This window comes from Rhizobium sp. SG570, assembly GCF_012275345.1.
GTDB classification, from domain to species: Bacteria; Pseudomonadota; Alphaproteobacteria; order Rhizobiales; family Rhizobiaceae; genus Rhizobium; species Rhizobium lusitanum.
In genome coordinates, this window is the sequence record NZ_JAAZQI010000002.1 from 378757 (window position 1) to 391356 (window position 12600).

Below are 12600 nucleotides of genomic sequence, written 5' to 3' on the forward strand. Positions count from 1 at the left end.
TAATATTGATGGATTCGTCGGATGATGAGAATGAGGGAGGGCGTCTTCTGATTCTTCTCCCGGCGTATCGCCGGGCGGCGCCATCACGTCACGCTTGGTTCCCGTTATGGGGACTTCAAAAACAACGTCGAAACCAATATGGGGCGCGTTGGACACGTGTTAAAGGGATTGCGGCATGCGGCGGAGACTGGCGTGAGGGCTTTGCGACTTGCGGTGGCGACCTTCGCCCTCATGATGCTGGCAGCGTTTTTGCCGTTCGCGGCGACGAATGCGGCGGCCGATCCCGTGCTGGCCTTTGGCGCCCGTATCGCCGGCGACGATGCCCGCACGCGCATCGTGATCGACATGGATCGCGAGCCGACCTTTTCGGTTCATTATCTCGACAATCCGGTTCGCGTCGTGGTCGATCTCCCGGCGACTGCCTTCGGTTTTCCGGCTGCGGATTTGAAGGCAGCCGGTCTCTTCAAGGATATTCGTTACGGGACGATGGACGCAGACAGCGCCCGAATCGTTCTGACGGCGAAAAAGCCCGTGAAGCTGGTCATGGCCAAGGTGCAGGCCAATGAAGACGGTAAGGGCAGCCGCCTCGTGCTCGATGCCGAAATGCTGCCCGCCGAGCAATTCGCCGAGCTTGTGAAAGAGCAGAGCTGGACGAGCGATGATACGGCAAAGGATGTCGGCCCGGTCGAATCGACGCAAAAAGCCGATCCGAACACCTTTCTTGTGGCTGTCGATGCCGGCCACGGCGGCATCGACGCCGGTGCGACCGGCAGCGATGGCGTCACGCAGGAAAAGGACATCACGCTCGCCTTCGCAAAGATGTTCGCCGACAAACTGAATGCCCAGCCCGGCATCAAGGCGTTTCTCGTACGCGACAAGGATCAGTATCTGTCGCTGTCGGAACGGGTGACCATCGCCCGCCAGAATCACGCTTCGCTTTTCATTTCCCTTCATGCCGATACGCTCAAGCAGAAGGATATTCGCGGCGCGACTGTTTATACGATCTCCGACAAGGCTTCGGACAGGCTCGCCGGCGAAGTGGCCGACCGCGAAAACAATTCCGATCAGATCGCCGCCGCCGAAACGCAGGCTCAGCCGCCCGCCGTTACCGACATCCTGATGGACTTGACCCGGCGGGAGACGCAGGCCTTCTCCATCTCACTGGCGCAGGATGTGTTGTCCTCGTTCAATGGGCAGGTCTCCACGATCAATAATCCGCATCGCCACGCCGGCTTCCGCGTGCTGCAGGCGCCGGACGTTCCGTCCATTCTGCTCGAACTGGGCTTTCTCTCCAACAAGGACGACGAGAAATTGCTGCTCGATCTCGACTGGCGGCAAAAGGTGGCCGATCGGCTGACAGAGGCCGTGAAGCAATATCGCGTATCGATCATCGCAAATGGTGGCTAGCCGCGTCATGCATCCGGTCGTACGTGGCTTCCATGTAACAGCTGCTATTATTAGCGCCTAATGAAACTGGGAATACCGGAGACAAGCCCTATTTTGCTCACATTCCCGCCTTTACAGCAAAGTATCGTTCGTCCGCGGGTCGCACACGGCTTTGTCTCGTCGCCGTCTTGCATTAACACCGCGGGCGTGCAAAACGCCCGTGGTTATGCGATGATCTCGCGCATATGCCGCATGAAGAACAAGCACCGGTAGTATCACATGATCAGACTGATTGGATATTTCTTTGGGCTGGGCTGCCTCCTGTTTCTGGGTGCTGCCGCGGCTGCGGCTATCTATCTGAGCGTCGTTTCCAAGGAACTTCCCGATTACGAAGTGCTTGCGAAATATGCGCCTCCGGTGACGACCCGCATTCATGCCGGCAACGGCGCGCTGATGAAGGAATATTCGCGGGAGAACAGACTTTTCGTGCCGATTCAGGCTATACCTGACCGCGTCAAGGCCGCCTTCCTCTCCGCTGAAGACAAGAATTTCTACAATCATCCCGGCGTCGACGTCGGGGGCCTGGCACGCGCCGTTGTGGTGAACCTGCAGAACATCGGCTCCGGCCGCCGCTTCGTCGGCGCGTCGACCATCACGCAGCAGGTCGCCAAGAACTTCCTGCTGTCCGCGGACCAGACCTTCGACCGCAAGATCAAGGAAGCGATTCTGTCGTTCCGCATCGAGCAGGCCTATAGCAAGGACAAGATCCTCGAGCTCTATCTCAACGAGATCTACTTCGGCCTCAATTCCTATGGCATCGCCGGCGCTTCGCTCACCTATTTCGACAAGTCCGTCAACGAGCTGACCATCGCCGAAGCGGCCTATCTCGCGTCGCTCCCCAAGGGTCCTTCCAACTACAATCCGTTCCGCCGTCCGGAAGCAGCGATCACCCGCCGCAATTGGGTGATCGACCGCATGGTGGAGAATGGTTATGTCAGCCAGAGCGATGGCGAGGACGCCAAGAAGCAGCCGCTCGGCGTCGTACCGCCAAAGAGCGGTCCGTCGCTGTTTGCCTCGGACTATTTTGCCGAAGAAGTGCGCCGGCAATTGATCGACCAATATGGCGAAAAGACCCTTTATGAAGGCGGTCTCTCGGTTCGCACCTCGCTCGATCCGCAGATGCAGCTGGAAGCGCGCAAGGCTTTGCAGGATGGTCTCGTCGATTATGACGAGCGCCGCGGCTATCGCGGCCCGATCAAGCAGATCACGACGTCGCAGGATTGGGGCGTCGAGCTTGCCAAGGTCCCGACCTTGAGCGACGTTCCCGAATGGCAGGTCGCCGTCGTACTCTCCGTGTCCGATCAGGCCGTCGACATCGGTTTGCAGCCGAGCGTCGATGCTGGCGGCAAGGTTTCGACGGATCGCAGGCGCGGCACGATCGCGGCAGCCGACATGCGCTGGGCTTTCCGCTCGGCCGGCGGCAAGGCTGTGAAATCACCCAGCGGCGTGCTGAGCGCGGGTGATGTGATTTTCGTGCAGAAAACCGGTGGTGCCGATTCCAGCACCTATCGCTTGCGCCAGCCGCCGAAGGTACAGGGTGGCCTGGTCGTCATGGATCCGCATACGGGCCGTGTGCTCGCCATGGTCGGCGGCTTCTCTTACGCGCAATCCGAGTTCAACCGTGCAACCCAGGCAAAACGTCAGCCGGGCTCGTCGTTCAAGCCCTTCGTCTACGCGGCGGCAATGGACAACGGCTATACGCCGGCCTCGGTTATTCTCGATGACCCGCTGCAAATCACCCTCAGCAATGGGGATGTCTGGAAACCGACAAACTATGAAGGCGAGGGCGGGGGCGTCCACACGCTGCGCTTCGCCATCGAACATTCCCGCAACCTGATGACGGTTCGTCTCGCCGCCGACATGGGCATGCCGCTCGTCGCTGAATATGCCGAGCGCTTCGGGATCTACGATCATATGAATCCGGTTCTCGCCATGTCGCTGGGCGCCGGCGAGACGACGGTGCTGCGCATGGTCTCGGCCTATTCGGTCATCGCCAACGGCGGCAAGCAGATCAAGCCGACGCTGATCGACCGCATTCAGGACCGCTACGGCAAGACCATCTTCAAACATGAGGAGCGCGTCTGCGACAGCTGCAATGTCAGCGCCTGGCAAAATCAGGACGAACCTGTGATCGCCGACAATCGCGAGCAGGTGCTCGATCCGATGACCGCCTATCAGGTCACGTCGATGATGCAGGGCGTCATCATCCGCGGTACGGCGGCCGGCAAGATCAAGCTCAACACCGATGTCGCCGGCAAGACCGGTACGACCAACGATGAAAAGGATTCTTGGTTCGTTGGCTTCACGCCAAGCCTCGTCGCCGGCCTGTATGTCGGTTACGACACCCCCGCCACGCTCGGCAGGGGTGGCACCGGCAGCGGGCTTGCCGCGCCGATCTTCAACGAATTCATGCAGGCTGCCACGAAGGATGAGGCGCCGGAGAAATTCCAGGTTCCGGCTGGCATGACGATGATGGCAGTCAACCGCGCCACGGGCATGGCGGCGGAGCCAGGCGATCCGAGCGCCATCATGGAGGCCTTCAAGCCCGGCACCGGCCCGGCTACGAGCTTGACGGTCATTGGTGGCGGCGAGGCTGCGCAGGTTGCGCCAGAGGAAATTCTGAGGACGTCGCCGCAGGCGAACCAGGCTGTTACCTCCGGGTCGGGCGGCCTCTTCTGATCCCATCCTATTTGTCCGATCATCATGCCGCGGGGCTTTACACCCGCGGCATGTATATCTATGTCACCAGCATTCTTTGAATTGAACAACGGTTCACATCGAACCGCCGAATAAAGAAGCAGGATTATGCGAGCGGAAATCGAGAAAATAGTCGACGAAACCAAGCAGGCCATAAGCCTGCTGAGGAGGCATCTTTGACTGGGACCAGGCGGTAAGACGACTGGACTGGTTGAACAACAAGTCAGAGGACCCGACCCTCTGGAACGATGCTGCCGAAGCGCAGAAACTCATGCGCGAGCGCCAGCATCTCGATGATGGCATCAGCGGCGTACGTGCGCTCGAACAGCAGCTTAACGACAATATCGACCTGATCGCGCTTGGCGAGGAAGAGGGCGATGACGACGTCGTCCGCGAAGCCGAAGAGGCTCTCAAGAGCCTGAAAGCGGAAGCTGCGCGCCGGCAGGTGGAGGCTATGCTCTCGGGCGAGGCCGATTCCAACGATACTTATGTCGAAGTCCATTCGGGCGCCGGCGGCACCGAGAGCCAGGACTGGGCGAACATGCTGCTGCGCATGTACACCCGCTGGGCCGAACGCCAGCGTTTCAAGGTGGAACTGCTCGAAGTCCATGACGGCGAGGAAGCCGGCATCAAGTCGGCAACGCTTCTGGTCAAGGGCCACAATGCCTATGGTTGGCTGAAGACCGAATCGGGCGTTCACCGCCTGGTCCGCATCTCACCCTATGACAGCAACGCACGTCGTCACACGTCTTTCTCGTCGATCTGGGTCTACCCCGTCGTCGACGACTCGATCCAGATCGACATTAACGAAAGCGACTGCCGCATCGACACCTACCGTTCGTCCGGCGCCGGCGGCCAGCACGTCAACACCACCGACTCGGCCGTGCGCATCACCCATATCCCGACGGGTATCGTCGTGCAGTGCCAGCAGGAACGCTCACAGCACAAGAACCGCGCAAAGGCGTGGGACATGCTGCGCGCCCGCATGTACGAGGCGGAGCTGATGAAGCGGGAAGAGGCTGCCAATGCCGAAGCTGCTTCGAAGACCGATATCGGCTGGGGTCACCAGATCCGGTCCTACGTCCTGCAGCCCTATCAGCTCGTCAAGGATCTGCGCACCGGCGTGGCCAGCACGGCTCCCAGCGATGTGCTGGACGGTGATCTCAATGAGTTCATGGAAGCCGCTCTCGCGCACCGCATCAGCGGCGCGGCAGACGCGGTTGTCGACGACGTCGAGTAACCTCAAATATACCGAGATAACCAAAAGCCCCGGAAACGGGGCTTTTTTCATGTGGCCATGCCATGGGCTTCAATCCGAAAATTGTTCCGCAAGTATCCGCTCCGACCAGGAGCGATCCGGATCGGAAAGGATGCGCGCGGTCGTGTCCTCGGTCTGGGCGATTCGCACGCTCAGTACCGATTTGACCTCGGCATTGTCGGCAACGGCGTTGACCGGTCTTTTTTCCGGCTCCAGCACGGTGATGTCGATCGACACCTTGTTCGGCAAGAGAGCGCCGCGCCAGCGGCGGGGGCGGAACGCGCTGACGGGCGTCATGGCAAGCAGCGGCGCTTCAAGTGGAAGAATGGGGCCGTGCGCCGAAAGATTGTAGGCTGTGGAGCCAGCAGGCGTCGTGACCATCAAGCCGTCGCAGATCAGCTCCGGCAGGCGCACATGTCCATCGATCTCGACCTTGAGCTTCGCCGCCTGATAGGATTGGCGAAAAAGCGACACCTCGTTGATGGCAAGCGCGACTGAAGTGCTGCCATCCTCGTTACGGGTGCTCATCTGCAGCGGATGAAAAGCATTTTCCACAGCTGCGTCAATGCGCTCCGCCAGGCAATCCGTGCGGTAGTCGTTCATCAGGAAGCCGATGGAGCCGCGATTCATGCCATAGACGCGCTTGCCGGAATTCATCGTCTTGTGCAGCGTCTGGAGCATGAAGCCGTCGCCGCCGAGCGCCACGACCACATCCGCTTCCTGCTGCGGCGTCTGGCCATAGAGGCGAATCAGCTCTTCCTGTGCCTCCAATGCTTCCGGCGCAGTTGAGGCGAGAAAACAAACAGATTGAAAACTACGCGACATGTAATGTCCTTTTAATGATCGTACTACGTAATGATATTCCCCCTATGCGACAAGACGTTTTGTAAAGACTGGTGAATCCCCAATCCGCTCTTGTGCGAGGGATCATGGGGAAGGCGGCCGATTTTCTCTTTACAGGAAATCAAAATCTGCTACTTGGCATGCCGATGTGCCCTTGTAGCTCAGTTGGTAGAGCACCTGATTTGTAATCAGGGGGTCGCGGGTTCGAACCCTGCCGGGGGCACCAGATCTTTTCAAGAATATGGTGGCCGTGTTATCGCTGGTATGGAAAACCGGCGGCAGCAGACCAATATGTAGATGCCGACGCCTTCGGGACGTTCGCAACGATCATCAACAACATCGTGTCCTTGGAAAAACATGACCCTCAAGCCCAAGAAGCCTAAACTCGAGCACTCCGAGCTGTCGGGTGAGTTCACCGATGACGATGTGACCGTTTTGGTCGATATCTTTCGTCCGGCCGGCAGCAATGCCGACTGGCGGATGGAAGTCATCACGCCGGAAGAGGATCTGATCGAATGGGAGGAGCCCTTCGCGACCGACCGTGAAGCTTTCGACGAATTCCTGGCAACGATTGCACGCGATGGCATCAGGTCATTTTTCGACGAAGCGGATCCGGCGGTTCACTAGCAGGCCCCAGCGGCTCTGCCGGCTTCAAATTGCGCCTCGGCTCTCCGCCGGGGCTTCATTGGGCCAATGCCTTAAAATGCGGGCTCATTTACAATGTTTGCAATAGGCATACACTCATCTCGTCAGTGGCGGGTGAGGATATGTTCATGCGCAAGACATCGAGGTATGTCGTCTTGGGATTGCCGCTTGTTGCGATCGCGGTGATTACCAGCGTGTCGGCGTTAGCCGGCGAGAATTGCTACTGCAAGAATACGGATGGTAAGCAGCATGCGGTCGGCGAGGTCGCCTGCATGACCGTGGGCGGCAAGAGCTATCTCGCGCAATGCGAGATGAACCTCAATGTCACCTCGTGGTCGAAGCTGCAGGAGGGATGTCCGGTTACCCAAAGATCGCTCTGGCGGCAATCGGCTTGGCACGTGACACCGATTGCCCTTCGCTGAACATTGCCGCTCTAATGGCAGCGATAGGCGCGTTCGGAAATGGCACCCATGCCGGAACGGGTCATGAGTTCGTAGAGAAGACGCCGGCTGAAGGGATTGTGCAGGCGCACGGCGTCGGACCCCAGAAAATGCGTTTCCGCCAATTCGAAGGCTCCGAGGTGCGGCGCCTGTTCTATCGCTGCGCGATAGAGGTCGTGAAATTCCCGCCGACAGACATAGGTCTTGTATTTGGTCATGCAGAAGGCGGAGAAGATCTCGTCGTTCTCGCGGAGGAAATCGGCGACCCCGACTGTCACTTCCGGCCAGGCGGGATTGAAGGTGTCGTCGAAGATAATGACGCCGTGATCGGCGAGGGTGTCCTTCGCCAGGCTGCTATCGCTGACCAAATTGGACAGGCTGTGGCCGCCATCGACGCTGAAGAAGCGCACCGAGCCGACTTTGTCGACGATATCGCTTGGCGATACGTCCGCGCTGTCGCCGACAACGAGCAGTTCCTCGTCCACGGGCAGGCCGAGCCTGTCTCCGTTTTCGAGAAAGAGGCGATACTGCTCGGAGATGCCGTCCGCCGTATCTCCAATATCGAAGAGGTCGATGCCGAGCACGCTGGCGTCAGGCCCTGCAATCTTCTTCAGCAGAAAATAGGAGCGGCCGAAATAGATGCCTATTTCCGCGATGCCGCCATCAAGATCGTTCTGGTTTTGCCATTCCAGGAGTGAAAGATAAACAAGCGCATCGGGCGGATCGATATATCCCTCCACGCTGCGTAGATCGTGGAAAATGAACTTTCGGATATTCGGTAGTACCATGCGCGCCGCACCAACCTTGCGTTATGTGACAATCGTTTCCAGCCTTTGAGCTGGTTCCATAACACATAGTCACATTTCCGGGAGGTCAACCCATGGCGCGTTTTCAGGCGTTCAGCCGCCCTGTTTGCGCACCAGCAACAGCGGCTCGCCTTCCTCTTCGTCGGATTTCTGGAAACTGCCGTCCGGCTTCATATCGAAGGAAAGCGAGGAGCCGTCATTGCCGAGCATCACCAGGCCGAAGCCTTCGGTTGCCCAGAGCGAAAGCTTGAGATCGCCGATCTCGCTTGCGCAGTCCCCGCTAGGTGACATCTTGGCGGTGCCGTCCGGATCCTTGTCCGTGGTCAGCGTGATGTCGCAGACCGGTTTGCCGTCCGGCCGCTGGATGCGCCACGCTCCGGCAAGGCTTGCGACGGTCGGCACGTGATCGACGTCGTCGAGCGCCGGCAACAGCCATGTGGGATCGCCTGCGTCGCTCTCCCAAGGGGAGCCTTCTTCCTGCTGAAACCGGATGAGCGCCTTCGCTGCGGCATCGACGATAGTGAGCGCACCGTCATCGGTGAAATTCCAGGCGCTTGCCTTGGAGAGCGCGGGCAGGGCCGCCGCGCAGGCTTCCGCCCCGCTTATGGCGTAGCCGCCGGAGATCGCGCGGGTCTCGAAGGTAAGGCGGCAGCCTTTGGCGCCGTTTTCGGGCGCAACCAGCCATGCGCCGGCTTGAGCCTTGACGAGTTCGTCGTCAACTGCGCGTGCCGGCTGACCGATTGTGAGAACAAGGGCGGCGGAGAGCGCCGTAAGGCCAAGAATGCGGATCAAAGCAAATTCCCCCAACTTGCTGCGGCAGCCGCAGTGTCGCTAGATTTTCAGATAGGACCGCGCCGCATAGAGCGCGATCGCAGCTGCGTTCGAGACATTGAGCGATTTTATCGCGCCCGGCATGTCGAGCCGCGCCAGCGCATTTACCGTTTCCCGCGTTTTCTGGCGCAGTCCCTTGCCCTCGGAGCCGAGCACCAGGGCGACCTTGTCGCCGCTGAAGGTACCCTCGAGCGGCGCGGGGCCTTCCGAATCAAGGCCGATGGTGGTGAATCCGAGGCGATGCAGCTCACTGAGCGCATCGGCGAGATTGGTGATCTGTATATAAGGTATGAGTTCGAGCGCGCCCGAGGCGGATTTTGCCAGCACACCTGATTCGGTCGGGCTGTGGCGCTGGGTGGTGATCACGGCCCCCGCATCGAAGGCTACGGCCGAGCGCATGATCGCTCCGACGTTGTGCGGGTCGGTCACCTGGTCGAGAACCAGCAGCAGCGGGCTGTCCTTCAGCGCCTCGAGGCGGCGCACGGGCAGGGGGCGCGTTTCCAGCATTACGCCCTGGTGGATTGCTTCAGGGCCCAGCACCTTGTCGATATCCTGCGGTGAGACGATCTCGACGGGAATGCCAAGCGCGTCGACCGGGCCGACCTCCAGCCGCACCAGCGCATTCTGCGTCGTCGACAGCTTGATGTTCTTGCGCTCGGGATTGGCAAGGGCGGCGCGAACCGTATGCAGGCCGTAAAGAAGGACCTGATCGGGCGCGAGCGCCGGAGGCTTCCAATCATCCGCGCTGGGCCGCTTTCGCTTCTGCGGCTGTGGCGTCGGGATTTCGCCGCGCTCGCGCTTGGCATCGCGATGTGCGCGACGCAGGGTGGCGTAATGCGTGTCCTTGGCCGACTTGTCGTCGGTGGTGTTATCGGGGCCGGAGCGGCCGGATGTTTTGTCTTTGCTCATGCGGCTTTATAACCAGCGCCTTCCCGGGCGCATAGCCCTCTTTCGCCGCCGCGCTTTTCTCACAGGCTGAAATTTTTTCGTCATTTTTGGCAATTCCTTATGTTGACAGACGGAAGTCGTCCGGTCATATACGCGGCGCAGATCACGGCGGCGACGCCACGGTCGAGCAAACTTGGTCGCAAGATCCAGTCGGAATACTGGAGGGATGCCCGAGTGGTTAAAGGGGACGGACTGTAAATCCGTTGGCTCAGCCTACGTTGGTTCAAATCCAACTCCCTCCACCATTCCGCACAGGATCTTGACCACCCGCGCGGGTATAGCTCAATGGTAGAGCAGCAGCCTTCCAAGCTGAATACGCGGGTTCGATTCCCGCTACCCGCTCCAAGTCTCGAAATTTTTAGTCATTCGGACAGCTACTTATTGTCTTAGCGGATCTCGCCGGCAATCTGCCGCAGCAGACCGGCGAGTTGTGACTCGTCTACCGGCCCGAAAAATTCCGCGTCGGCGGTCTCGACAGCCACGATGGCGCGCTGTGCCGCCGCCCCGGCTGCGGTAATGCGTATCACCTTGGCCCGGGAATCGTGAGGGTCGGTCTCCCGCGCTCACCCGTCTTTGCACAGTTGACATGAAGGGTTGCTTATATCAACGCGAGCGTTAGATATTGCTCAGGCAACCGAAACGGGAGAACGGAAATGGGTATTTTCGACAAGATCAAGGGTGCAATCTGGGGAGAGGCAAAGGCTGCTCCGGCACCGACGCAGACCACAGCGGCAACCGCCAACCCAGCCCCTGTGCCGACGCCGGCTCCTTCAGCGACCACGGCAGCAACATCGCCTGCGACCAGCGCGCCGGCCGCTCCGGTCGATATCGCATTGATCCTCGATGCGGCCGTCAAGAAGAGTGGCCAGAAGCTCGACTGGAAACATTCGATCGTCGATCTGATGAAGGCGCTCGGCATGGACGCGAGCCTTTCGGAGCGCAAGGAGCTGGCGCAGGAACTGGGTTATACCGGTGATGCTGGCGATTCCGCCAAGATGAACATATTTCTCCACAAGGCGCTTCTGAAGAAGCTCGCGGACAATGGCGGCAAGGTGCCGGCCGAGCTTCTCGACTGACAGGCGCCGGGCTTCGGTGCTGACTGCACCGGACATCGATCGTTATAGACGACGATTTGTCGTCGCCTGATTGCTCTGCGCCCTTTCCCACCGGGAGAGGGCGCTTTGCATTGATGAGTGGCGTTACCCGATGAATGCTTCCATTCCTGCATCCGGCACTGGAATTCATTCCGGCGCGTGCCTATCTAAGCCATTGAACCGGCAAACGCTTTTATACCTTTCCGGATCGGCCGGCGAACCTTGGGCGGCGAATGAATATCGAGGGCTGCGGATCCCGCGTCATCGACCAGGCTTCGCCCGGAATAGGCCCTGCAATTAAGTCTTGCGCAAACGCGACGAAAGCCTTAAACGGCGGCACTAAACCGGTTCGCCGGGGTCACTCATTACGTTCATAGGAAGCATTCAAATGGCAAAGAGTAAGTTTGAGCGCAATAAGCCGCACGTTAACATTGGTACGATTGGGCACGTTGACCACGGCAAGACGTCTCTGACGGCAGCGATCACGAAGTACTTCGGCGAGTACAAGGCGTATGACCAGATCGACGCTGCCCCGGAAGAAAAGGCACGTGGCATCACGATCTCGACGGCTCACGTCGAATACGAGACGCCGGCCCGTCACTATGCGCACGTCGACTGCCCCGGCCACGCCGACTATGTGAAGAACATGATCACCGGTGCCGCCCAGATGGACGGCGCGATCCTGGTTTGCTCGGCTGCCGACGGCCCGATGCCGCAGACGCGCGAGCACATCCTGCTTGCTCGCCAGGTTGGCGTTCCGGCAATCGTCGTGTTCCTGAACAAGGTCGACCAGGTTGACGACGCCGAGCTTCTGGAGCTGGTCGAGCTCGAAGTTCGCGAACTGCTGTCGTCCTACGACTTCCCGGGCGACGACATTCCGGTCGTCAAGGGTTCGGCTCTGGCAGCACTTGAAGATTCGGACAAGAAGATCGGCGAAGACGCGATCCGCGAGCTGATGGCGGCTGTTGACGCCTACATCCCGACGCCTGAGCGTCCGATCGACCAGCCGTTCCTGATGCCGATCGAAGACGTGTTCTCGATCTCTGGCCGTGGTACGGTTGTGACGGGCCGCGTCGAGCGCGGTATCGTCAAGGTTGGTGAAGAAGTCGAGATCGTCGGCATTCGTCCGACGTCGAAGACGACGGTGACCGGCGTTGAAATGTTCCGCAAGCTGCTCGATCAGGGCCAGGCCGGCGACAACATCGGCGCGCTGATCCGCGGTGTGAACCGTGACGGCGTCGAGCGTGGTCAGATTCTTTGCAAGCCGGGTTCTGTGAAGCCGCACAAGAAGTTCATGGCCGAAGCCTACATCCTGACGAAGGAAGAAGGCGGCCGTCATACGCCGTTCTTCACGAACTACCGTCCGCAGTTCTACTTCCGCACGACGGATGTCACCGGCATCGTGACGCTTCCGGAAGGCACGGAAATGGTCATGCCGGGCGACAACGTCACGGTTGCCGTTGAGCTGATCGTGCCGATCGCGATGGAAGAAAAGCTGCGCTTCGCCATCCGCGAAGGCGGCCGTACCGTCGGCGCAGGCATCGTCGCATCCATCGTCGAGTAATCCTCGGATTATTCCTTTATAAGAAGGC

General features: G+C 59.6%; 12 protein-coding genes and 3 tRNA genes. 10 read left to right on the forward strand and 5 right to left on the reverse strand.

What is annotated here, in order from left to right; all coding sequences use genetic code 11:
* Positions 1–231: 231 nt before the first annotated feature.
* The 3 genes from FHT28_RS05575 (at position 232) to prfB (ending at position 5383) form a co-directional block, all read left to right on the forward strand.
* A complete protein-coding gene (locus FHT28_RS05575; RefSeq protein WP_244655144.1) occupies positions 232–1407 on the forward strand; it encodes an N-acetylmuramoyl-L-alanine amidase in 1176 nt (391 codons plus the stop codon).
* A 258-nt stretch (positions 1408–1665) separates the two neighbouring features.
* Entirely contained in the window at positions 1666–4125 is a 2460-nt protein-coding gene (locus FHT28_RS05580) for a penicillin-binding protein 1A (RefSeq protein ID WP_047640963.1), read from the forward strand.
* 126 nt (positions 4126–4251) lie between these two features.
* Positions 4252–5383, forward strand: a protein-coding gene (gene prfB, locus FHT28_RS05585; RefSeq protein ID WP_112442694.1) for a peptide chain release factor 2 whose coding sequence is annotated in 2 segments (ribosomal slippage) — positions 4252–4320 and positions 4322–5383 — 1131 coding nt in all. Because the reading frame shifts where the segments join, the coding sequence is not laid out codon by codon here.
* A gap of 69 nt (positions 5384–5452) precedes the next feature.
* On the opposite strand, the gene FHT28_RS05590 is transcribed toward prfB, so the two are convergent.
* A complete protein-coding gene (locus tag FHT28_RS05590; RefSeq protein ID WP_037201309.1) occupies positions 5453–6226 on the reverse strand; it encodes an NAD kinase in 774 nt (257 codons plus the stop codon).
* 168 nt (positions 6227–6394) lie between these two features.
* On the opposite strand from FHT28_RS05590, the gene FHT28_RS05595 reads away from it, so the two are divergent.
* From FHT28_RS05595 to FHT28_RS05605, 3 genes are all read left to right on the forward strand, one after another.
* Positions 6395–6470 (forward strand) — tRNA-Thr (locus tag FHT28_RS05595).
* Positions 6471–6601: 131 nt separating this feature from the next.
* Positions 6602–6871: a hypothetical protein gene (locus FHT28_RS05600; RefSeq protein ID WP_037201307.1), complete on the forward strand. Its 270-nt coding sequence runs from the start codon at positions 6602–6604 to the stop codon at positions 6869–6871.
* A 146-nt stretch (positions 6872–7017) separates the two neighbouring features.
* Complete coding sequence (locus tag FHT28_RS05605) at positions 7018–7311, forward strand: hypothetical protein (RefSeq protein ID WP_051964339.1); 294 nt, start codon at positions 7018–7020, stop codon at positions 7309–7311.
* Between the two features lie 11 nt (positions 7312–7322).
* Here the strand turns inward: FHT28_RS05605 and FHT28_RS05610 are convergent, their stop codons facing one another.
* The 3 genes from FHT28_RS05610 to rlmB all read right to left on the reverse strand — a co-directional run bounded on the left by FHT28_RS05610 (position 7323) and on the right by rlmB (position 9875).
* On the reverse strand, positions 7323–8117 hold the full coding sequence (locus FHT28_RS05610; RefSeq protein WP_092576633.1) for a class I SAM-dependent methyltransferase: 795 nt from the start codon (positions 8115–8117) through the stop codon (positions 7323–7325).
* A 111-nt stretch (positions 8118–8228) separates the two neighbouring features.
* Positions 8229–8927, reverse strand: coding sequence for a protease inhibitor Inh/omp19 family protein (locus tag FHT28_RS05615; protein ID WP_047640960.1), 699 nt, complete (start codon positions 8925–8927; stop codon positions 8229–8231).
* Between the two features lie 39 nt (positions 8928–8966).
* Entirely contained in the window at positions 8967–9875 is a 909-nt protein-coding gene (rlmB, locus tag FHT28_RS05620; RefSeq protein ID WP_047553216.1) for a 23S rRNA (guanosine(2251)-2'-O)-methyltransferase RlmB, read from the reverse strand.
* Between the two features lie 199 nt (positions 9876–10074).
* Between rlmB and FHT28_RS05625 the strand changes: the two genes are divergently transcribed.
* Positions 10075–10159: transfer RNA gene (locus tag FHT28_RS05625), tRNA-Tyr, on the forward strand.
* Between the two features lie 26 nt (positions 10160–10185).
* A tRNA-Gly gene (locus FHT28_RS05630) sits at positions 10186–10259 on the forward strand.
* A 41-nt stretch (positions 10260–10300) separates the two neighbouring features.
* Here FHT28_RS05630 and FHT28_RS05635 read toward each other — a convergent pair.
* Positions 10301–10441, reverse strand: a complete 141-nt coding sequence (locus FHT28_RS05635; protein WP_246704803.1) for a hypothetical protein — start codon at positions 10439–10441, stop codon at positions 10301–10303.
* A gap of 126 nt (positions 10442–10567) precedes the next feature.
* Between FHT28_RS05635 and FHT28_RS05640 the strand changes: the two genes are divergently transcribed.
* Both FHT28_RS05640 and tuf read left to right on the forward strand, forming a co-directional pair.
* A complete protein-coding gene (locus FHT28_RS05640; protein WP_168595765.1) occupies positions 10568–10990 on the forward strand; it encodes a DUF3597 domain-containing protein in 423 nt (140 codons plus the stop codon).
* A 406-nt stretch (positions 10991–11396) separates the two neighbouring features.
* On the forward strand, positions 11397–12572 hold the full coding sequence (tuf, locus tag FHT28_RS05645; protein WP_034507401.1) for an elongation factor Tu: 1176 nt from the start codon (positions 11397–11399) through the stop codon (positions 12570–12572).
* Positions 12573–12600: the final 28 nt, after the last annotated feature.

Coding starts and splice junctions, on each gene's coding strand:
- FHT28_RS05575 (WP_244655144.1), top strand. CDS start 232: ATGATGCTGGCAGCGTTTTTGCCGTTCGCGGCGACGAATGCGGCGGCC.
- FHT28_RS05580 (WP_047640963.1), top strand. CDS start 1,666: ATGATCAGACTGATTGGATATTTCTTTGGGCTGGGCTGCCTCCTGTTT.
- FHT28_RS05590 (WP_037201309.1), bottom strand. CDS start 6,226: ATGTCGCGTAGTTTTCAATCTGTTTGTTTTCTCGCCTCAACTGCGCCG.
- FHT28_RS05600 (WP_037201307.1), top strand. CDS start 6,602: ATGACCCTCAAGCCCAAGAAGCCTAAACTCGAGCACTCCGAGCTGTCG.
- FHT28_RS05605 (WP_051964339.1), top strand. CDS start 7,018: ATGCGCAAGACATCGAGGTATGTCGTCTTGGGATTGCCGCTTGTTGCG.
- FHT28_RS05610 (WP_092576633.1), bottom strand. CDS start 8,117: ATGGTACTACCGAATATCCGAAAGTTCATTTTCCACGATCTACGCAGC.
- rlmB (WP_047553216.1), bottom strand. CDS start 9,875: ATGAGCAAAGACAAAACATCCGGCCGCTCCGGCCCCGATAACACCACC.
- FHT28_RS05640 (WP_168595765.1), top strand. CDS start 10,568: ATGGGTATTTTCGACAAGATCAAGGGTGCAATCTGGGGAGAGGCAAAG.
- tuf (WP_034507401.1), top strand. CDS start 11,397: ATGGCAAAGAGTAAGTTTGAGCGCAATAAGCCGCACGTTAACATTGGT.